Origin of the sequence: Nocardia sp. Root136, assembly GCF_001427185.1 — a bacterium.
GTDB classification, from domain to species: Bacteria; Actinomycetota; Actinomycetes; order Mycobacteriales; family Mycobacteriaceae; genus Nocardia; species Nocardia salmonicida.
In genome coordinates this window covers 192,015-212,910 of the sequence record NZ_LMFE01000011.1, presented here as the reverse complement: position 1 = coordinate 212,910, position 20,896 = coordinate 192,015, and the positions used below count along the sequence as shown (strand labels likewise).

14 protein-coding genes are annotated in these 20,896 nt (G+C 66.3%); 11 read left to right on the top strand and 3 right to left on the bottom strand.

What is annotated here, in order from left to right; all coding sequences use genetic code 11:
* The first annotated feature begins 215 nt into the window (after window positions 1-215).
* The 10 genes from ASD42_RS28620 to ASD42_RS28575 all read left to right on the top strand — a co-directional run bounded on the left by ASD42_RS28620 (window position 216) and on the right by ASD42_RS28575 (window position 17,731).
* On the top strand, window positions 216-1,286 hold the full coding sequence (locus ASD42_RS28620) for an alpha/beta hydrolase (protein WP_056822313.1): 1,071 nt from the start codon (window positions 216-218) through the stop codon (window positions 1,284-1,286).
* Window positions 1,287-1,584: 298 nt separating this feature from the next.
* Entirely contained in the window at window positions 1,585-2,646 is a 1,062-nt protein-coding gene (locus ASD42_RS28615) for an alpha/beta hydrolase (RefSeq protein ID WP_245661574.1), read from the top strand.
* Window positions 2,647-3,039: 393 nt separating this feature from the next.
* Window positions 3,040-4,041 (top strand): alpha/beta hydrolase, encoded by a 1,002-nt coding sequence (locus ASD42_RS28610; RefSeq protein WP_056822309.1) that lies wholly within the window; start codon window positions 3,040-3,042, stop codon window positions 4,039-4,041.
* Window positions 4,042-4,244: 203 nt separating this feature from the next.
* Window positions 4,245-6,038 carry an alpha/beta hydrolase-fold protein gene (locus tag ASD42_RS28605; RefSeq protein WP_056822306.1) on the top strand — a complete coding sequence of 598 codons (1,794 nt, stop codon included), beginning with the start codon at window positions 4,245-4,247 and terminating at the stop codon, window positions 6,036-6,038.
* Between the two features lie 113 nt (window positions 6,039-6,151).
* Window positions 6,152-6,658: a DUF732 domain-containing protein gene (locus ASD42_RS28600; protein ID WP_056822302.1), complete on the top strand. Its 507-nt coding sequence runs from the start codon at window positions 6,152-6,154 to the stop codon at window positions 6,656-6,658.
* Window positions 6,652-7,644 (top strand): cutinase family protein, encoded by a 993-nt coding sequence (locus tag ASD42_RS28595; RefSeq protein WP_371852063.1) that lies wholly within the window; start codon window positions 6,652-6,654, stop codon window positions 7,642-7,644. The genes ASD42_RS28600 and ASD42_RS28595 overlap by 7 nt, the downstream gene beginning before the upstream one ends.
* A gap of 140 nt (window positions 7,645-7,784) precedes the next feature.
* Window positions 7,785-8,804, top strand: a complete 1,020-nt coding sequence (locus ASD42_RS28590; RefSeq protein ID WP_056822285.1) for an LLM class F420-dependent oxidoreductase — start codon at window positions 7,785-7,787, stop codon at window positions 8,802-8,804.
* 181 nt (window positions 8,805-8,985) lie between these two features.
* Window positions 8,986-10,896 carry a long-chain-fatty-acid--AMP ligase FadD32 gene (fadD32, locus tag ASD42_RS28585; RefSeq protein ID WP_056822283.1) on the top strand — a complete coding sequence of 637 codons (1,911 nt, stop codon included), beginning with the start codon at window positions 8,986-8,988 and terminating at the stop codon, window positions 10,894-10,896.
* A 99-nt stretch (window positions 10,897-10,995) separates the two neighbouring features.
* The gene (gene pks13 / locus ASD42_RS28580; RefSeq protein ID WP_056822281.1) at window positions 10,996-16,182 is read left to right on the top strand and encodes a polyketide synthase Pks13; all 5,187 of its coding nucleotides are present in this window, start codon (window positions 10,996-10,998) and stop codon (window positions 16,180-16,182) included.
* A 4-nt stretch (window positions 16,183-16,186) separates the two neighbouring features.
* Window positions 16,187-17,731: an acyl-CoA carboxylase subunit beta gene (locus ASD42_RS28575; protein ID WP_056822279.1), complete on the top strand. Its 1,545-nt coding sequence runs from the start codon at window positions 16,187-16,189 to the stop codon at window positions 17,729-17,731.
* 50 nt (window positions 17,732-17,781) lie between these two features.
* Here ASD42_RS28575 and ASD42_RS28570 read toward each other — a convergent pair whose 3' ends face one another.
* Window positions 17,782-18,258 carry a Uma2 family endonuclease gene (locus tag ASD42_RS28570; RefSeq protein ID WP_268793557.1) on the bottom strand — a complete coding sequence of 159 codons (477 nt, stop codon included), beginning with the start codon at window positions 18,256-18,258 and terminating at the stop codon, window positions 17,782-17,784.
* Window positions 18,259-18,464: 206 nt separating this feature from the next.
* Entirely contained in the window at window positions 18,465-18,977 is a 513-nt protein-coding gene (locus ASD42_RS28565) for a hypothetical protein (protein ID WP_056822277.1), read from the bottom strand.
* 465 nt (window positions 18,978-19,442) lie between these two features.
* On the opposite strand from ASD42_RS28565, the gene ASD42_RS28560 reads away from it, so the two are divergent.
* Window positions 19,443-20,480 (top strand): virulence RhuM family protein, encoded by a 1,038-nt coding sequence (locus tag ASD42_RS28560; RefSeq protein ID WP_056822275.1) that lies wholly within the window; start codon window positions 19,443-19,445, stop codon window positions 20,478-20,480.
* 167 nt (window positions 20,481-20,647) lie between these two features.
* Here the strand turns inward: ASD42_RS28560 and ASD42_RS28555 are convergent, their stop codons facing one another.
* A complete protein-coding gene (locus tag ASD42_RS28555; protein ID WP_056822272.1) occupies window positions 20,648-20,869 on the bottom strand; it encodes a hypothetical protein in 222 nt (73 codons plus the stop codon).
* Window positions 20,870-20,896: the final 27 nt, after the last annotated feature.

Here is a 20,896-nt window from a genome sequence, read left to right as displayed (position 1 = left end):
TATAAGTACCCCTAGACCTATGACTTACACCGGCTGGCCAGCGCTTATTTAGTGGCGTTCGCCGCTAAATCACTTTTCGGTAACGCCAAGCTATCGATGTAGCGATATGGTCACTGGAGGAACGGCCCGTCGGCGCACTGGTGTGCCGGTAATCAGTCGGCGGTCATTGCAACCGCGGTTCCGCGCGAACCGCATGAGGAAAGGCCCATAACAGAATGCGTGGCGGACGTCTCAGAGCCCGGGGAGCCGGCTGGCTCAAACGATCGGTGCTTCTCTCCCTGGCTGTAGTGCTGCCGATCGGTGCGGCGGTGGCCGGTCCCGCCGGCACCGCGACGGCGGCCTTCGATCCCACAGGTTTCGACTTCTGGGTCGACTCGGAGATGGGCCCGATCAAGTCGCGGATCTTCCGCGCGGCCGATGGCAACACCAATCGGGTCGTGTACGCGCTCGACGGTATGCGTGCGGGCGACGACCTCAGCGGCTGGGAGAAAGACACCAATGTCGCCCGCGCCCTGATGAACGCCAACATCAACGTCGTGATGCCGGTCGGTGGCCAGTCCAGCTTCTATGCCGACTGGAACGCACCGAGCAGCTACTTCGGTCTCGATGCCGGTTCGGGTGGTAGCTCCACCGGTTCGGCCGCGACCGGATCGTCGATGACCGGTTCATCGGTAGCGCCCACCCAGGTGGCAGGCAAGAAGAACACCTACAAGTGGGAAACCTTCCTCACGAGCCACCTGCGCAACGCGCTGTCGGCGCGACTGGGCTTCAATCCCAACAACAACGGCGTGTTCGGTCTGTCGATGGGTGGCTCCGCCGCCCTGACGCTGGCCGCCTACCACCCCGACCAGTTCAGCTTCGCGGGCTCGTTCTCCGGGTACCTGAACATCTCGGCGCCCGGTATGCGTGAAGCCATGCGTGTCGCGATGATCTCGGCCGGTGCCTTCAACATCGACGCGATGGCGCCGCCGTGGGGCCAGCAGTGGTTCCACATGGACCCGTTCGTCTTCGCCCCGCGCCTGGTCGGCAACGGCACCCGCATCTGGGTCTCCGCGGCCAGCGGTATCCCCGGCGCGGGCGATGTGTCCAACCCGATGGAGATCGTCCAGGGCGTTCCGCTCGAGCTGCTCGCGATGGTGAACAGCCGCGCGTTCCAGGTCCGCATGGCCACCCTCGGCGGCGGCAACGCCCACTTCGACTTCCCGATCACCGGCGTGCACAACTGGCGCAACTGGGAGACCGAAGTCAACCGCATGATCCCGGACCTTTCCGCGAACATCGGCTAGTCGAACCCGCAAGACCCGAAGCCGCCCGGTGCCTCGTCGCACCGGGCGGTTTCCTCGTTTTCGTCACGATCCGAGCGACACGCGGTGACGAATCATGTTCGACAGATCACCGGGAGTTGTGCTCCGGGTCACTTTCCAGCAACATGTAGACCATTCGTCACCGATTAATACACAGAGAGCATGCGTCGAGGTCGAATCGTCCGTTTTGCCCTGGATCGATTCCCATCGACGTCCGATGAGGGATCCGACTGCGTAGCTCGGGATTTGCGCGTTCGGTCTGCGAGAAAGGTCTAGTCGAATGCGAACACTGCGCCGCAAGCGTGGGCCCGTGAAGGCCGCAGCCCCTGGTTCGTGGGCTCGGCGCTGGGCCGCGGGCGTATCCATGGCTCTGCTCGTTCCGATCGCGACGGCCGTTACCGGGGGAATCGCCCCCGCCTCGGCCGGATTCAACGGCAATGCCTTCGATTTCTGGGTCGATTCCGGAATGGGTCCGATCAAATCGCGCGTGCTGCGCGCGGCCGACGGCAACACCAACCGCGTCGTCTACGTCCTCGACGGCATGCGCGCACCGGAGAATCTCAACGGCTGGGAGATCGAAACCGATATCCCGAATGCGCTGGCCGCGGCGAATATCAATGTCGTGATGCCCGTCGGCGGTATGTCCAGCTTCTACGCCGACTGGAACGCGCCGAGTGATTTCTTCGGCATTCCCGCCAACGGCGCGCCTGCCTCGGGTTCGGGCGCGGGCAACGCGCTGGCCGGCGGACCCGGCAAGAGCTACCGCTACCAGTGGGAATCGTTCCTCACCGGCGACCTGCGCAACGCCCTCGCCGACCGCCTCGGCTTCAACCGGTACCGCAACGGTGTGTTCGGTCTGTCGATGGGTGGCTCGGCCGCGCTGACGTTGGCCGCCTACCACCCGGACCAATTCTCCTTCGCCGGTGCGTATTCCGGTTACCTGAACATCTCGGCCCCCGGCATGCGCGAGGCGATTCGCATCGCGATGCTCGACGCGGGCGGTTACAACGTGGATGCCATGGCACCGCCGTGGGGTCCACAGTGGCTGCGGATGGATCCGTTCGTGTTCGCCCCCAACCTGGTGGGCAACAACACCCGGCTGTGGATAGCGGCGGGCTCAGGCTTGCCGACCAGTACCGACGGCCCGAGCATGGGCACCGTCAACGGGATGGCGCTGGAAGCCTTGGCGCTGGCCAACACTCGGGCTTTCGAAGTCAGGATGGCGACGCTCGGCGCCCGTAACGTCACCTACTCTTTCCCGGCCTTCGGCATCCACGCCTGGAACAACTGGAATGACGAAGCTCTGCGGATGATCCCGGATTTGTCCGCCAACATCGGGTGAACATCACGGAACCGGCACCGCGACATCGGCGGTGCCGGTTCTGTCTGTCCGGACCACTACAGCGACTGAACAATACGTTCATATGACCACCACGCCACGCAAATAACTCGACAACCACGGGTTTTCGGCCGCCTCGGATCCGAAGGGCGAGACGGAACGCCGAAGGCGCAGTATCGCCCTTCGGATTCGAGGCCATCAGGGCCGAAAACCCCGCGGCGCCAGCCGCCAATATCCCTGCCCTTGCAGTTAATTCGCGCGTGGAATATCCTCCAGCGAGCGTAAGTGTGACCAGATCGTTGTTTCATCCGTCTGATCGACCGGGCTGTCGGGGCCGTGTCGGCGGCGGCCAGCGTGTCTGGCATGCCATAACAGCAGAAAGAGAGCGGAATTCACATGCGTTTCGGCAAGGCCGTCGCGCCGGCATCTCGTAGTTGGCGTAATCGAATTCTAGCTGTCGGCGCTGCAGCCCTTGTGCTGCCGATCGCCGCGGGAGCGGCCCCGACCGCGCTCGCCGCACCGGTGTCGGCACCCGCGCTGCGCGCACCGGCCGGTGGCTACGAAGAACTGATGGTGCCCTCGAAGATGGGCCCCGTGAAGGTCCAGGTGCAGTGGGCGCGCAACGGCGGCAACGCCGCGCTCTACCTGCTCGACGGCCTTCGCGCCCGTGACGACCGCAACGCCTGGTCGTTCGAGACCAACGCGATGCAGCAGTTCAGCAACGACAACGTCACCCTGGTGATGCCGGTCGGTGGCCAGTCCAGCTGGTACGCCGACTGGACCGCCGCCAGCAACACCAACGGCCAGAAGACCACCTACAAGTGGGAGACCTTCCTGACCGAAGAGCTCCCCACCTTCCTCGAGGGTTACGGCGTGTCCCGCAAGAACAACGCGGTGCTCGGCCTGTCGATGTCGGGTCCGGCCGCGCTGCGCCTGGCCGCGCTGAACCGCGATCAGTTCAAGCACGCGTCCTCGCTCTCGGGCCCGCTGAACTGGAGTGCCCCCGGCATGCGTGAGGCCATCCGCGTGATGATGCTCGACGCGGGCCGTTTCAACGTCGACGCCATGGCCGCTCCGTGGAGCTCGGCGTGGCTGCGGATGGACCCGATGGTGTTCGCGCCCGAGCTGCGCGGCCTGCCGATGTTCATCTCCTCGGCCAACGGCCTGCCCGCCCAGCACGACAAGCCCGCCGGTCTCGGCGGTGCCTACAACACCGCCAACGCGATGGGCATCGAGGCTATCTCGTTCGTGAGCACCCTGGCGTTCCAGCGTCGCCTCAACACCCTCGGCATCAACGCCGTCTACGACGTCGGTGCCTCCGGTACCCACTCGTGGAAGTACTGGGAAGACGAGCTGTGGAAGGCCCGTCCGCACATCCTGAATGCACTGGGCGCCTAGCAGTTTCCGCCCAGCAACATCCTGAAGACCGGCTCACCCCCAGGGTGGGCCGGTCTTTTTGCTGTATCTATCCCTCGCGTGTCCTCCCCAGTTATCGCCGCTGACTGCGGTACAACCGACGGTGAGGCTGTGTCCCAATTCCGGGATGAGGAAGGTCGCGTGTGATGAAACATCGTGTCTCGGTACATAGTGTCTCAGCGCCGATGCGGCGGATCCTCGGCATCGCGGCCATGTCGGCGGCGTTGTTCGCGCCTGCTGTGGCCGTTCCCGCGCAGGCCCAGCCGGTGGTGTCCGGGGTGCAGCGGGTGGACTGGCTCTCGGATCGGCGAGTGGCGCTGTGGGTGTACTCGGCCGCCATGAAGACCCCGATCCAGGTGCAGATGCTGTTGGCGCGGGACTGGAATGCGCGTCCCGACGCCAAATTCCCGATGATGCTCATGCTCGACGGTCTGCGCGCGCAGGACGACGAGAACGGCTGGACCAAGGATGCCGACGCCGAGGGCTTCTACGCCGACAAGAACGTCAATGTCGTGCTGCCGGTCGGCGGCCAGTCGAGCTGGTATTCGGACTGGCTCGCGCCCGACAACGGCTTCACCTACAAGTGGGAGACCTTCCTGACCAAGGAACTCCCGCCGATCCTCGAACGTGATTGGCGAACCACGGATGTTCGTGGTGTGCAAGGACTTTCGATGGGCGGCACGGCGGCGATGAACCTGGCGGGGCGCAACCCCGGGCTGATGAGGTACGTGGCCTCGTACTCGGGCCTGCTCACCACGACGACGCTCGGCATGCCGCAGGCGATCACCTTCGCCAACAAGGACGCGGGCGGCTTCGATGCGGGCGCGATGTGGGGCCCGCCCGGCAGCCCCGAGTGGGACGCGCACGACCCCTATCAGCTGGCCGACAAGCTCAAAGGCGTCAGCATGTACGTCTCCAGCGGCAGCGGACTTGCGGGCTCGCACGATCAGCTCGGTGAAGTGCCGTTGATGAGCGAGAACTGGGCGGGCACCGGCCTGGAGATCCTCTCGCGGCTGTCGACCCAGAATTTCGTCGCCAAGCTCGAGAAGCTGGCGATTCCGGTGCAGGCGAATTACCGGCCAGCGGGCACCCACACGTGGCCGTACTGGGATTTCGAGATGCGGCAGTCGTGGTCACAGGCCGCGACGGCGCTCGGTACCGATCCCGGCGGCTCGACCTGCGCGCTGGGCGGGGCGATCGGCGGGGTCGCGCAAGCGGCGAACTGGCTGGGCAACTGCCTGACCGCCGAGTACCCGGCGGGTGCCGGAATGGTGCAGGACTTCCCGAACGGTCGAGTGTTCCACTCCGCCGCGGCGGGCACGCACGCGGTGGCGGGGCGCATCGGTGGCACCTACGCCGGTATCGGCGGCGCGTCCTCGCCGCTCGGCCTGCCCAACGGTGACGAGCGCGGCCTGCCCGACGGGCGCGGCCGCATGCAGACCTTCGAAGGCGGCTCGATCTACTGGACCCCGCAGACCGGCGCGCAGGTGATGCGCGGCGCGTTCCTCGAGGAGTGGGGCAAGCAGGGCTACGAGGGCGGTCCCGCCGGCTATCCGGTGGCCGCCGAGGCGCCGACACCCAGCCGTGCGGGCTCGGTGCAGGCCTTCGAGAACGGTCCGATGTTCTACAGCCCGGCCACCGGCGCACACCGGGTGCAGGGCTTCGTCCTGGACAAGTACAGCCAGCTCGGTTTCGAGAACAGCCCGCTCGGTTTCCCGGTCGCAGGGGAGGCGCCGCTGAAGGATCTCGGGCGCTACAGCCGGTTCGAGGGCGGCAATATCTATTGGAGCCCGCTGTCGGGCGCGTGGTCGGTGCGCAACGGCGCGCTCGCCGAAACCTGGGGGGCGCAGGGGTTCGAAAACGGCAGACTCGGGTATCCGGTGAGTGACGAGTTCGCCGTTCCCGGCGGAATCCAGCAGAACTTTCAGACCGGGTTCATCGTGGTGCGAGATGGCAAATCCGAAGTACACGGGGTGTGATCTCGGGCTGAGAACTCTCTGAGCTTCGCCGCTCGGTGCCCGGCACCGCCGATTGTCCGGCTAGCCTGGTCTGCGACCGCTTCCCTGACGAACGATCGAGGAAAGACATCTTCATGCATCGGATCTCTGGCAAGGTAGCCGGATCGGTCGCGGCCCTGGCTGCCGTCGCCCTGTTGTCCGCCTGTGGCGGCAACGACTCGACCGCGTCGCAGACGCCCACCCTGTCCACCAGCGTGGCCGCGAAGTCGACGACGACGACGCCGCCCGTGGTCATCGAGCCGCCGGCCGAGGCCCCGTCGAGCACCGCGCCGGAGACCAGTGCGTCCGCCGAGGAGCCGACACCGCTCCCGCAGACCAGCGCCGCCGCGCCCGCGACCGGCAAGGACAAGGCGTTCCTGGACGAACTGGCCAAGAACGGCATCACCCCGGGCGACCAGACGACCGCGGTGACCACCGCGACCTACATCTGCTCGACCAAGGGCACCGGCGCCAGTGACGCCGATGTCGCCACCTTCGTCGCCGCGATGGCGGGCACCGACCCGGCATTCGACGCGTCGAAGATGGATGTCAACAAGGCAGCACAGATCTACATCGCTGCCGCGAACTCCACCTACTGCTAGTGACGCCCCGATCGACGCGACGCTCCCGCGGGTTCTGGCCTGCGGGGTGCTTCACCGTGCTGGCGCTGCTCGTGCTGGCGATCATCGTCATCGTGCTGCTCTGGTACCTGCTTGCGGGCCGGTTGAAGGAGCCGGGGCCGACGCCGCCCGGCCCGCCGCCGCCGACCTCGCAGTCGGCGGATTGCCCCGATGTGATGCTGCTCTCGATCCCGGGTACCTGGGAGTCGTCGAGCGCCGACGATCCGTACAACCCGCAGGCGAACCCGATCTCGTTGATGCTCAGCGTTTCCGGACCCCTGCGCGCGCAGTTCCCGGACAACCGGCTCGAGGTGTACACGGTTCCGTACGTGGCGCAGTTCTCGAACCCGATCGCGTTCCCGCCCGACGGCCAGGCTTCCTACAACAACAGCCGCACCGAGGGCACCGCGCGCGCCACCGACGTGCTGGCTCAGCGCCACAAGGAATGCCCGTTGACGAACTTCGTCATCGCGGGCTTCTCCCAGGGCGCGGTGATCGCCGGTGACGTCGCCGCGCAGATCGGCGCGGGCAACGGCCCGATCCCGGAAGCCAATGTGCTCGGCGTGACGGTGATCGCCGACGGCCGTCGCACCGCGACCGGTCCCGGTCAGCCCACCGAGATCGGCGACCCGCCGCCGGCGGGCGAGGGCGCCGAGGTGGCGCTCAAGGGCGTCAATGTCCCCGGCATCAGCATGACCGGTCCCCGCCCCGGCGGTTTCGGCACGCTGGCGCCCAAGGTGAACTCCGTCTGCGCACCCGGCGACATGATCTGTGACGCACCACGCCAGGCACTCAATCCGGCCAACGCGCTGGGCAGCCTCGCGGCGCTGATCCGCTCCGCGGGTAACCCGGTGCACGCGCTGTACGCCTCGAATCCGGTAGACGGCGACGGCACAACGGCGACCCAATGGACGGTCAACTGGGCTGCGGGGCTCATCGAGAACGCACCGCATCCGCCCCATTCTTGACGGAGTTGTCACAGTCACAGTGGGGGCGTGATTGCCATGGATCATGCCTCGCTGTGACATCCGCACGCCGGATCGCTCGCACGCTGTAAAGTGCGCTGGGAATTGCGCCCGAGTACACACCAGCCAGGAGCGAAGAGTTCATGACCGAAGCTGCCGCACCCGTCGGTGAATTGACCGCGCTGGGTACGCCGCTGCGTCCGTTCCGCTTCGGAGCGGCCGGAGAGGGCAACAAGCAGGAGGGTGGCGCGCGCAAGTTCGTTCAGACGGCGCAGGAAGCCGAAGAGATGGGTTACGACACCTTCTTCGTTCCTGATCACCTGGGCGATCAGATCGGCCCGATCGCCGCGCTGGGCGCACTCACCCAAGCCACCTCCAAGATCCGCCTCGGCACTTCGGTGCTGGCGAACGGTTTACGCCATCCGGTCGTGGTCGCCAAGGAATTGGCCACCCTCGACGTCCTGTCCAAGGGACGGCTCGAGGTCGGCGTCGGCGCGGGCTGGATCAAGGAAGAGTTCGACAACGCGGGCATCCCGTTCGAGCGTCCCGGCATCCGGCTGGAGAAGCTCGACGAGTCGCTGACCATCCTGGACACGCTGCTGCGCGGTCAGGAGTGCAATTTCGAGGGCAAGCACTACCAGGTGCGTGGCATCAAGGGCACTCCGCGCCCACGGCAGGGCCCGCGCCCGCCGTTGTGTACCGGTGGCGGCGGTCCGAAGATGCTGGCACTGGCGGCCAAGCACGCCGACATCGTCTCGGTCGTGCCGCAGACCACCAAGAACGGCAAGGGTCTGCTCTCGGGCATCACGCTCGAGAAGACGATCGAGAAGGTCAACATCGTCAAGGCCGCTGCCGGTGACCGGTTCGCCGACATCGAGCTGAACTGGGCCATCACCGCTATCGTCATCACCGACGACCGGGAGAAGACCGCCGAGATGGCGCTGCGCGCGATCGAACGCGGCCTGCATCCCGACCTCGAAGTCGACGTCGAACTGACCGTCGAGGAAATCCTGAGCTCGCCCTACATCGCGATCGGCACGTTCGAGGAAATCGCCGAACAGGTCAAGCGTGTGCGGCAACTCACTTCGATGTCGTATGTGGGCATCTTTCCCACCCAGATGGACGCATTCGCGCCTGTCATTCCGCTGCTGCGGGAGGACTGAGCGGGGGCTCTCTGTAACATGACTCTGGTTTGAGAACATCTAGCCGATAGCGGTCACCGCGCAGACCGCTCGAAAATCCGCAGGCTGTCGACGCACGTTCGTGTGAGTTCGACGGCCGGTGGCGATATAGCGAGTCGAGGCCGCAGAGCTTGTCATCGCGTCCTCGCAAGGAGAAGAAGGAATGGAAGAGACTTTCGACGACTACCTGGACGCAACCGGGAATATCAACATTCCCGAGGGTCGGACCCTGGTCGATCACGTCGAGAAGCACACCCGTAACGATGCGAATACGCTCGCGTACCGCTACATCGACTATTCGCGGGAACGCGACGGCGAGGTGCACGAGCTGACCTGGCAGGAGTTCGGAGTACGGCTGCGCGCGGTGGCCGCTCGCCTGCAACAGGTGACCAACCCGGGCGACCGGGTCGCGATCCTCGCGCCGCAAGGCCTGGATTACGTGATCTCCTTCTTCGCGGCGATCTACGCCGGCACCATCTCGGTGCCGCTGTTCGATCCCGACGAGCCGGGTCACACCGACCGCCTGCACGCCGTCCTCGGTGACTGCGAGCCGTCGGCGATCCTCACCGCGACCTCTTCGGCCGCCGGTGTGCGCCAGTTCTTCCGCTCGCTGCCCGCCGCGCAGCGTCCGCGCATCATCGCCGTCGATGCCATCCCGGACACCCTCGGTGACTCCTGGGTGCGCCCCGACACCGCGATCGACGACATCGCCTACCTGCAGTACACCTCGGGTTCCACCCGGGTACCCGCCGGTGTGGAGATCACCCACCGCGCGGTCGGCACCAACCTGCTGCAGATGATCAACTCGCTGAACATGAACGAGAACTCGCGTGGCGTCACCTGGCTCCCGCTGTTCCACGACATGGGCCTGCTCACGGTGATCCTGCCCGCGGTCGGCGGCAAGTTCATCACCATCATGTCGCCGAGTGCGTTCGTGCGTCGTCCCTCGCGCTGGATCAACGAGCTGGCCGCCGTTTCCGACGGTGCGGGCACCTTCGCGGCCGCGCCGAACTTCGCCTTCGAGCACGCCGCCGCGCGCGGTGTGCCCAAGGCGGGCGAGTCGCTCGACCTGTCGAATGTGATCGGCTTGATCAACGGGTCCGAGCCGGTGACGGTCTCCTCGATGAAGAAGTTCAACGAGGCGTTCGCGCCGTACGGTCTGCCCAAGACCGCGATCAAGCCCTGCTACGGCATGGCGGAGGCGACGCTGTTCGTCTCGGCTACCCGCGCCGAGGACGAGGCCAAGTACGTCTACGTCGATCGCAACGAGCTCAACGCGGGCCGCATGGTGCGCGTGGACCAGTCCGACGAGACCGCCATCGCGCAGGTGTCGTGTGGTTACGTCGGGCTGTCGCAGTGGGCCGTGATCGTCGATCCGGAATCGGCGGACACCGCGCAGGGTCGCGAGCTGCCCGACGGGCAGGTCGGCGAGATCTGGCTGCACGGCAACAACATGGGCATCGGTTACTGGGGTCGCCCCGCCGAGTCCACCAAGGCGTTCCGCAACAAGGTCACCGAGCCGGTCGAAGGCGGGCACGCCGAGGGCACCGGTCCCGATGCCGACTGGATGCGCACCGGCGACTTCGGCGTCTACTTCGAAGGTGAGCTCTACATCACCGGTCGCGTCAAGGACCTGGTGATCGTCGACGGGCGCAACCACTACCCGCAGGACCTGGAGTTCTCCGCGCAGGAGGCGTCCAAGTCGCTGCGTCCCGGTTTCGTCGCGGCCTTCGCGGTGCCTGCCAATCAGCTGCCCGCCGAGGTCTTCGCCGCCGACAGCCATTCCGGCCTGAAGTTCGACGTGGACGACGCGTCCGAGCAGCTGGTGGTCGTGGCCGAACGTGGTCCCGGCGCAGGTAAGGCCGACCCCGGCCCGATCGCCGACGCGGTGCGCGCCGCGGTGTCGCTGCGCCACGGCGTGACCGCTCGTGACATCCTGCTGGTGCCCGCGGGTTCCATCCCGCGTACCTCCAGCGGCAAGATCGCCCGGCGCGCCTGCAAGGCCGCCTACCTCGAGGGAACGCTGCGCGGTGGTTACACCCAGCAGGCTTTCCCCGATGCACCGGAAGAGTAATTCGGCACGTCCGAAAAGGAGGTGACGCCCGGTGTGCGATGCAGGCCGGGCGTCATTCCACGGCGCGCCCTGTACGCAGACAGGTAGCTTGAGGAATTGATGGCTAACAACGAGGGCACGCCCACCCCGAACCCTGACGTCCCTGCCGAGACGAACGATCTCTCGGTGGCCGAGCTGCGTGAATGGCTGCGCCGCTGGGTCGCCGATGCGACCGGGCAGTCTGTCGACGCGATCACCGTCGACCGGCCGATGGAGGAGTTCGGGCTCGCCTCGCGCGACGCTCTCGCCCTCGGTGGTGACATCGAGGACCTCACCGGTGTGGTGCTGACCCCGACGGTGGTCTACCAGCACCCGACGATCGCCTCGCTGGCCGAGGTCATCGTCAACGGTGAGCCGGAGCCGCCTGCCGAGGACTCCTCGGAGTACACGGCCGCGTTCGCGCCTTCCGAGGCGCATGATGTCGCGGTGGTCGGCCTGTCCACGCGTCTGCCGGGTGCGGGTACCACGCCCGAGTCGACCTGGGAGTTCATCATCGGGCGCGGTGACGCGATCCGTGAGCTGCCCGAAGGTCGCTGGGAAGAGTTCCTCACCGACCCCGCTGTCGCTGCTGCCGTTGCCGCGGGCAAGACTCGCGGTGGCTATCTCGATCAGGACGTTCTCAAGCAGTTCGATGCCGATTTCTTCGCGATGTCGCCCATCGAGGTAGAGCGCGTCGATCCCCAGCAGCGCCTGATGATGGAGCTCACCTGGGAGGCGCTGGAACACGCGCGGATTCCGGCGAGCGACCTGAAGGGCGCGCCGGTCGGCATGTTCATCGGTTCGTCGAGCAGCGATTTCCAGTTCATCGCGTCGCTCGCGTTGGGCAATACCGATTCGAACGTGCCCGCGACGGCTGAGGCCTACGCGATCATGGGCAGCTCCAACGGCATCATCGCCAACCGCGTTTCCTACTTCTACGATTTCCGTGGCCCGTCGGTCACGGTGGATACCGCGTGCTCGTCCACGCTGGTCGCGGTGCATCAGGCGGTACGCGCGTTGCGCGACGGCGATGCCGATGTGGCGTTGGCCGGTGGTGTGAACGCGCTCCTGATGCCGATGACGACGCTCGGTTTCGCACCGGGCACGTCCGAGGACGGGCGCATCAAGGCGTTCTCCAAGGACGCCGACGGCATGGTCCGTTCTGAGGGCGGCGGTCTCGTCGTCCTCAAGCGTCTCGCCGATGCCGAGCGCGACGGCGACCACATCTACGGCGTCATCAAGGGCACGGCGGTCAACAGCGACGGCCGCTCCAACGGCTTGCTCGCGCCGAACCCGGACGCACAGGCCGATGTGTTGCGTCGCGCCTACCGTGACGCCGGCATCGTCCCGTCGACGGTCGACTACATCGAGGCTCACGGCACCGGTACCCCCATCGGCGACCCGATCGAGGCCGAAGCGCTCGCTCGCGTGATCGGTCGCGGCCGTGACAGCGACAAGCCCGCCCTGCTCGGCTCGGTCAAGACCAACTTCGGCCACCTCGAGTCCGGCGCGGGCGTGCCGGCTCTCGCCAAGGTGCTGATGTCGTTCCAGCACAATGTGATTCCGCCGAACATCAACTACGCGGGCCCGAGCCCGTACATCCCGTTCGAGCAGGCCAACCTCAAGGTCGTCGACGAGGCCACCGAGTACCCGCGCTACAGCGGCGTCGCGACCGTCGGCATCTCCGGCTTCGGTTTCGGTGGCACCAACGCGCACGTGGTGCTGCAGGAGTACGTGCCAACGGCCCCGGTCGTCGAGGACGTGACCGCTGAGCAGGTCGCCGCCGAGGAGGTCGTGGGCGAGGAGACCACCGATGTGGTCGCCGAGGCCATCGCGATCACCGAGGCCGCTGTCGAGCCGGTGGAGCCGGTCGTCGAATGGGACGGCGAGCGCGACGAGCCGTTGCCCGTGGTCCTTGCCGTCTCGGCCTACCTGCCCTCGCGTCGCAAGCGCGCCGCCACCGAGCTGGCCGACTGGCTCGAAGGCGCGGGCAAGGATGTGCCGCTGGCCGACGTCGCCCGCGCGCTGGCCAAGCGCAGCCACCAGCGTTCGCGCGGTGTGGTGGTGGCCAAGACCCGCGAAGAGGCCGTCGCCGGCCTGCGCGCCATCGCCGAGGGCAAGCCGGGCGCCGGGGTGTTCACCGCCGATTCGCCCGCGTCCAACGGGCCGATCTGGGTGTTCTCCGGTTTCGGCTCGCAGCACCGCAAGATGGCCAAGCAGCTCTACGGCGAGAACTCGATCTTCCGCAAGACGGTCGACGAGGTCGACGAGCTGGTGCAGGACGAGGCCGGTTACTCGATCCGCGAGATGTTCCTCGACGACGAGCAGGACTACGACGTCGGCACCTGCCAGGTCGGCATCTTCACCATCCAGCTCGGCCTCGCCGCGTTGTTGCGTGCCCACGGCGCGGAACCGGCCGCGGTGGTCGGTCATTCGATGGGTGAGGTGGCAGGCTCCTACATCGCCGGTGGTCTGTCGATCGAAGACGCGGTGCGCGTGATCTGCGCCCGTTCGCGCCTGATGGGTGAGGGCGAGCAGATGCTCACCGACGACGAAGTGCGCAATATGGCGCTGGTCGAACTCAGCGCCCACGATGTGGCGCTGCTGCTGCCGAAGTACCCCGACGTGGAGTGCGCGGTGTACGCCGCGCCGACCAACACCGTCATCGGTGGGCCCCGCGAGCAGGTGGAGCAGATCGTCGCCGAGGTCGAGGCGATGGGCAAGTTCGCCCGCATCCTGCCGACCCGCGGCGCCGGACACACCTCCCAGATGGACCCGCTGCTCGGCGAACTCGCCGCCGAACTGGCAGGCATCGAGCCGACCTCGCTGAAGACCGGCCTGTACTCCACCGTGCACGAGGGCCTGTACTTCAAGCCCGGTTCCGACCCGATCCACGACGAGCCCTACTGGGTGAAGAACCTGCGCCACAGCGTGTGGTTCACCAACGCGGTGAAGGCCGCCGTCGACTCCGGGCACACCACGTTCCTCGAGCTGGCGCCCAATTCCGTTGCGCTGATGCAGGTTCTGGGCACCACCTTCGCGGCGGGCGTGCACGACGCGCAGCTCATCCCGACGCTCAAGCGCAAGGAAGACGAGTCCGCCGGTGTGATCGGCGCGCTCGCGCAGCTCTACGTCCACGGCCACGCCGTGAACCTGAGTTCGCTGCTGCCCGAAGGTGATTACGCCGACGTGCCGCGAACCGCGTTCGTGCGCAAGCCGTACTGGCCCAAGGTCTCGATGTCCTCGGGCGGCGGCAACACCCGGGTGCCCGGTGCGCACGTCGCCATGCCGGACGGCCGTCACGCCTGGGAGATCCAGGCATCCTCGGTGAGCGACCTGGCCGCGCTGGTGCAAGCGGCTGCCGCACAGGTACTTTCCGATGCCGCGGTCTCGGTCTCACATCCGCACGCCGCACTGCCCACCGCGGGCACGCTGACCACCACGTTGACTCCGCACCTCGGTGGCGCGTCGGTCCAGGTGCACGCCAAGTCGGCGGCCGGGTTCACCCTGCTGTTCGACGCGGTCGTCACCTCCGGCGCCGCTCTCCCCGAACCCGTTGCCGCTGTGGCGGTTCCGGCCGAGGAAGCCGCACCGACCGCTGCCGAGATCGCCATCGCCACCGGCGACCGCTGGAGCCCCGACAGTGGCGAGACCATCGAGCAGCGGCTGTGCGTCATCGTCGCCGAATCCATGGGCTACGCCGTCGAGGATCTCCCGATGGAGATCCCGCTGATGGAACTCGGCCTCGATTCGCTGATGGCGATGCGCATCAAGAACCGCGTCGAATACGAATTCGACATCCCGCAGCTGCAGATCTCGGCCGTGCGCGACGCCAGCCTCAACGAGGTGTCGAAGGTGCTGCGCTACGCGATCGAGCATCGCGACGAGGTCGCGGCGATGGCGGAGAAGCAGGCTGCCGCCAAGGCCGCCGGTGAAGATGTCGAGCTGGGTGTCGACGCCAACTTCGTCGAGGCTGCTCGGGCCGCGATCGCCGCGGGTGAGGATCCGCTGGCGGTGGCGAAGAAGGCCGGTGCCTCGGAAGCCGCTGCTATCGAACCGGTTTCGGAAGCCGCCGCTGACGTCACCGCTGAGGCAGGTGGTGTCGCTGAAGCGGTCGCGGAGCAGGCTCCCGCCGAATCGGCCATCGTCGACATCGACTACTTCGCCGACGCGAGCGCAGACGAGGACAACGTTCCTCCACGTGACGCCGCCGAGCGGCTCGCCTACGCCACGTGGGCAGTTGTCACCGGCACCTCGCCCGGTGGCGTCTACAACACCCTGCCGATCCTCGAAGAAGAGGTCGCCGAGAAGATGGCGGCCCGTCTCACCGAGCGGGTCAAGGCAGAGGTCACCGTCGACGATGTGCTCGATTGCGAGTCGATCGAGCAGCTCGCCGAGATCGTGCGCAATCTGCAGGACAGTGGCGCCGATGTCGACGGCTTCGTGCGCCCGCTGCGTGCGCGTACCGAGGGCTCGGACGCCGTGCCGGTCTTCGTGTTCCATCCGTCGGGTGGCAATACCCTCGTCTACGAGCCGCTGTTGAAGCGTCTCGCCTCGGACACCCCGATGTACGGATTCGAGCGGGTCGAGGGCGATATCGAAGAACGCGCCCGCCAGTACCTGCCGGAACTGCGCAAGCTGCAGGGCAACGGCCCGTACGTGCTGTACGGCTGGTCGCTCGGTGCGGTGCTGTCGCTGCAGGTCGCTCAGCTCCTTCGCGAAGAAGGTGCAGATGTGCGCGTCGTCGGTCTGATCGACCTGGCGCTCCCGGTCAAGGGTGAGGACAACAGCCCCGAGGAGCGGGTTCGCCGCATCCAGCGCTACCAGCAGTTCGCCAAGACCACCTACGGCGTCGAGGGCGAATTGCCCGACGAGCAGCTGCAGGAACTCGCCCAGGCCAACGACGAGGAGCAGTACGACATCGTCGCCAGCCTGGTGAAGCTGACCGGCGCGAAGATCCCCGGCGGTGTGCTCGAACACCAGCGCACCTCGTGGATCGAGAGCCGCCATCTCGCCAAGGCGAAGCCGACCCAGTACGACGGTGACGCCGTGCTCTACCTGGCCGATCGCTACCACGATGGCATGATCCAGCTCGAGCCGCGCTTCGCGGACCGCAAGCCCAACGGTGGCTGGGATGAGTACATCCCGAACCTGGAGGTCATCCACATTCCGGGCGACCACCTACAGATTGTCGACGAACCGCGGATCGGCCAGATCGGTGCCGACCTCGCCGCCAAGCTGGCCGCGATTTCCGCAAAGGGAGAGTAAGTAAGTGAGCACGACCGCCGAAAAGCTTGCCGATCTGCACGAGCGGCTCGAGCTCGCCAAAGAGCCCGCGGGCGCGAAGGGCATCGCGAAGCGGGCGCACAAGGGCATTCCCAGCGCCCGCGACCGGATCAACCAGCTGCTCGATCCCGGCACCTTCGTCGAGATCGGCGCGCTGGTGCGTAAGCCCGGCGACGCGACCGCTCTCTACGGTGACGGTGTCGTCGTGGGCCACGGCAAGGTCGAGGGCCGCCCGGTGGCGGTGTTCTCCCATGATCAGACCGTCTACGGCGGTTCGGTCGGTGAGGCGTTCGGTCGCAAGCTGTGCGGCTTGATGCAGTACGCCTCCAAGGTCGGCATTCCGCTGGTCGGCATCAACGATTCCGGTGGCGCGCGCGTGCAGGAGGCGATCAGCTCGCTGGCCTGGTACGCCTGGATGGCGACCAACCTCGAGCCGCTGTCCGGCATGGTGCCGCTGGTCTCGGTGATCCTCGGCAACTGCGCCGGTGGCGCGGTGTACGAGCCGATCTGCACCGATGTGGTGGTCGCGACCGAGTCCGCGCACATGTTCGTCACCGGCCCGAAGATCATCAAGGAGGTCACCGGCGAGGACGTGAGCCTCGAGGAGCTCGGCGGCGCGCGCACGCAGGCCCAGTACGGCAACATCCACCACGTCGCCAAGGACGAGGAGGCGGCCTTCACCTGGGTGCGCGAGTACCTGGGTTATATGCCGAGCAGCTGCCAGGAACTGCCGCCGGTGGTGAACCCTGGTCTCGAGCCGGAGATCACCGACTCCGACCGCGAGCTGAATACGTTCATGCCCGACTCCGACAACGCGGGCTACGACATGTACGACATCCTGCTGCGCATCTTCGACGACGGTGAGTTCAAGGAGATCAGCGCCGACACCGGCCAGAACATCATCACCGGTTACGCCCGCATCGACGGCCGCACCGTCGGCGTCGTCGCCAACCAGCCGATGTCGGCGGCCGGCGCGCTCGACGCCCGCGCCTCCGACAAAGCCTCGCACTTCGTGCGCCTGTGCGACGCCTTCGAGATCCCGCTGGTCTTCGTCGTCGACACCCCCGGCTTCCTCCCCGGCGTGGAGCAGGAAAAGGTCGGCGTCATCAAGCGCGGCGGCCGCTTCCTGTTCTCCTACGTCGAGGCCTCGGTCCCCAAGATCACCCTGGTGGTCCGCAAGTCCTACGGCGGCGGCTACGCGGTGATGGGCTCCAAGCAGCTCGGCGCCGACATCAACCTCGCCTGGCCGACGGCCCGCATCGCGGTCATGGGCGCCGAGGGCGCCGTCAGCCTCCTCGGCGCGGCCCAGATCGCCGCCGCCCCCGAAGAGCAGCGCGCCGCCATCCGCCAGAACCTGATCGATTTCTACAACGCCAACGTCGCCACCCCGTGGGTGGCCGCCGAACGCGGCTTCATCGACGCCATCATCGAACCGGCCTCCACCCGCCTCGAACTGCGCCGAGCCCTGAAACTGCTCCAGGACAAGAAGATCCAGCGCAACCCGCGCAAGCACCACGTCCTGCCGCTGTAGATCGCACCCGAACGGGCCGCCACGGAAACTCTCCGAGGCGGCGCGTTCGTTCAGTCTGGATCAGATTTCCCGAGGTCGATCTCCACGGGAAAGGGAGCCGAGACATCGACCGCTCCTGTCAACATGTCGCCGGTCCGGTATGACCCGGTTGCCGGGTCGAGAATGTAGGTATAGATCAGCGGGACACCGTTGGCCGCCTGCTCGATCCGCCAGTTGAAGGCGATGCCCGCCTTCGCGTATTGGTCCACCTTGACGATGCGGTCGGTGGTCTCCGAACCGGGCGAGACGACCTCGACGACCAACAGCACGTGTTCTGGCCGGGTCGGCGTGAGGTCGATCGTGTCAGCGCGATAGACAACGACATCGGGTCGCCGATTGGTGAGCGGAACATCTTGGAGTCGGACGTCGAAGTCGGTGTCGGCATTCCAGTCCGGTCCGACCGCTGCGTCCAGCGCGTTGGCCAGGATCCGAGCCAACCGGTTGCGCCGCTTGGACGCACTGGGGCTCACAACGACCATCCCGTCCACGATCTCGATGCCCGCGCACTGCTCCTCGGACTAGGTGTCGTACTCCGCAGCCGTGATCTGCTCGTGCATCCACGCGGGGGCGATGGCAGTCATGGCGCTCCTTCCGGACATCTTCGAGCGGTCGACGAACCCGCTGGACAAAGACTAATCGTGTGACTTGAAAGCTCGAAGGAGTACGCGAGTTCAGCGGGTGTCTAGTTGACCCGTTACCGCCGACAGGTCGGGTGTGCGTTGTACCCGGCGCCCGGGTGCGGTGCGTGCGGTTGATTCTGGGCGTGTGGCGCATAAGCGGGTGCGCCGTATCCGGGAGCTCCCTGCGGCCACTGGCGATGGGCTTGCGGCGACCCGTACGGAGCGGGTGCAACCTGCTGCCATTGGCCCTGCGCCTGTGGCAGCCCCTGCGGGGCGGGCATCGGCGCACCGGCGGGCGGGAAACCCTGCGGCGCGGTCGCGGCGCGGCGAGCCCGCCGCGACCGGAGATTGCTCCGCAGCCAGAACGCGGAGCCGATGCTCATCACGGCGCCGCCGCCGATCAGCATCCACCCGGTGCGCTTGTTCTGGGCTTCTTGCTCGGCGGCATCACGCTCCACCGACGAGCCCTTACTGGTCGTCACGCAGGTCTGGCCCGCCGACATGGCCTTGCCGTCGCAGTCGGCACCACTGTTGAGCGTGACGATTCCGCCGAAGACGAGAACGGCACCGAACGCTACGCCCAGCACCGAGTAAAGAAGGTCTAATGCTCACTGACGATCCACGCGCGACCTGAACGCAATTGTTACTGGGCGGTATTTCTTTCAAAGAATGGCAACACACCGATTAGCCGGTGATCCAGACCACATCTGGTTCTGATGCGTTGGTCACACTCTGCTCTGGACCAACAGGGGAAATGCGAGCTAGTTGAACGAAACACCTGCTCGATGTGCGGCAGACAACGCCGATAACAAGTTGGCAACGGCGCGTTTGGTCCAGTTGTCGGATTGGCACCGTATCCTTATTAGAGGCCCGGACCATTCCGGGCCTGGATACGCCGAGGCCCTGCCAGAGGTGGCTCCAGCAGGGCTCGCGTGACGTCTTGGTAGGACTCCCGCAGTCTAGCTACATACGCCCGATCGCGTGCGACCTCGGGCGTATGTCGGCTGCCCGCTGGCAGACTTCGTCGATCCTCCGATTAGCAGGAGGTCTGAATGACCAGTCCCGACGAAAGCAATATCGACCACTCCCATGCTGGCGAGATGATTGTCTACCGGACCGAGGATGGCCACACCGAGGTGCAGCTACGCCCGGTAGAGGGCACGGTGTGGCTCACCCAAGCCCAGATGGCCGAGCTTTACGACACATCGATCCCGAACGTCAATCAGGTGATCAGGCGGATCCTTGACGACGGCGAAGTCACCGAGGCAACTATTAACTCTGAGTTAATGGTTCGACAGGAGGGCGGGCGGCAGGTGCGCCGCGAGGTCAAGCACTACAACCTCGACATGGTCCTGGCCGTTGGCTACCGCGTCACCACACCCCGCGCTGTTCAGTTTCGGCAGTGGGCGTCTACGGTCCTTCACGAGTACTTGATCAAGGGCTTCGCGATGAACGACGCCCGACTCAAGGACCCGCAGGGTGTGGACTACTTCGACGAGCTGCTCAAGCGGATTCGCGAGATCCGCGCCTCGGAGCAGCGGTTCTACGCCAAGGTACGTGAGTTGTTCAAGGTCTCCAGCGTGGACTACGACGCCAACTCAGCCGTGGCCCGCAACTTCTTCGCCACGATCCAGAACAAGTTGCTGTTCGCGGTGACGGGGATGACCGCAGGCGAGGTAGTGGTTGCGCGCTGCAATGCCGAGAAGCCCGACATGGGGCTGACGAGCTACAAGGGTTCGGCTGTTCGCAAGGCCGATGTGTCGGTTGCGAAGAACTACCTGTCCAAGGACGAACTCGACGAACTCGAACGCCTGACGGTGATGTTCCTTGACTACGCCGAGGACCGTTCGCTGCGCCGTGAGCAGATCCGCATGGCGGACTGGGTGATCATGGCGGACAAGTTCATCGACTTCAACGAACGCGAGGTCCTCCGCCACGCTGGGCGGATCTCCCACGACGAAACGCTGCGCATCTCGGCCGAGCGGTACGCGAAGTTCGACAGTGCGCGCCGCCAGCTCCAGGAACACGCTGACGATCTCGCCGAGCTGGAGGCCATTCAGTCCGAGATCGAGGAGCGGAAGCGGCCGTAGATCTAGGCTGACCACCGTGCCCCGGTCCGTCCCCATTGGACCGGGGCACGTTCGTCCCCTGACTCAGGCCCCGCGTCACGGGAAGCGTGGTTCGCGTCCGCTCCGGTTCGCCCCGGAGGCCAGGGCAGTGCCCCGGCTCGACTCCCCCCGGGCGGGCTGGGGCACACCTACTCTCGGATGTCGTCGAGGGTGCTGACGATCAGCTGACGCGCGTCGCGCCCGTACACCGCCTCGTCGACGGCGGTGGGGTCGTAGGCGTTCCAGCGGCCGCGCTTGCCGATCGGGGTGGGCCATTCGTCGCGGACCATCCATTGACGCTGCACGGTCGACAGCGTGCGGCCGTACTTCGCGGCGATCTCTGGTGCGGTGATATCGGCAGGATCTGGCATGTTCCGTGGCTTGCGAGCTACTTCACG

Coding starts and splice junctions, on each gene's coding strand:
- ASD42_RS28620 (WP_056822313.1), top strand. CDS start 216: ATGCGTGGCGGACGTCTCAGAGCCCGGGGAGCCGGCTGGCTCAAACGA.
- ASD42_RS28615 (WP_245661574.1), top strand. CDS start 1,585: ATGCGAACACTGCGCCGCAAGCGTGGGCCCGTGAAGGCCGCAGCCCCT.
- ASD42_RS28610 (WP_056822309.1), top strand. CDS start 3,040: ATGCGTTTCGGCAAGGCCGTCGCGCCGGCATCTCGTAGTTGGCGTAAT.
- ASD42_RS28605 (WP_056822306.1), top strand. CDS start 4,245: ATGCGGCGGATCCTCGGCATCGCGGCCATGTCGGCGGCGTTGTTCGCG.
- ASD42_RS28600 (WP_056822302.1), top strand. CDS start 6,152: ATGCATCGGATCTCTGGCAAGGTAGCCGGATCGGTCGCGGCCCTGGCT.
- ASD42_RS28590 (WP_056822285.1), top strand. CDS start 7,785: ATGACCGAAGCTGCCGCACCCGTCGGTGAATTGACCGCGCTGGGTACG.
- fadD32 (WP_056822283.1), top strand. CDS start 8,986: ATGGAAGAGACTTTCGACGACTACCTGGACGCAACCGGGAATATCAAC.
- pks13 (WP_056822281.1), top strand. CDS start 10,996: ATGGCTAACAACGAGGGCACGCCCACCCCGAACCCTGACGTCCCTGCC.
- ASD42_RS28560 (WP_056822275.1), top strand. CDS start 19,443: ATGACCAGTCCCGACGAAAGCAATATCGACCACTCCCATGCTGGCGAG.
- ASD42_RS28555 (WP_056822272.1), bottom strand. CDS start 20,869: ATGCCAGATCCTGCCGATATCACCGCACCAGAGATCGCCGCGAAGTAC.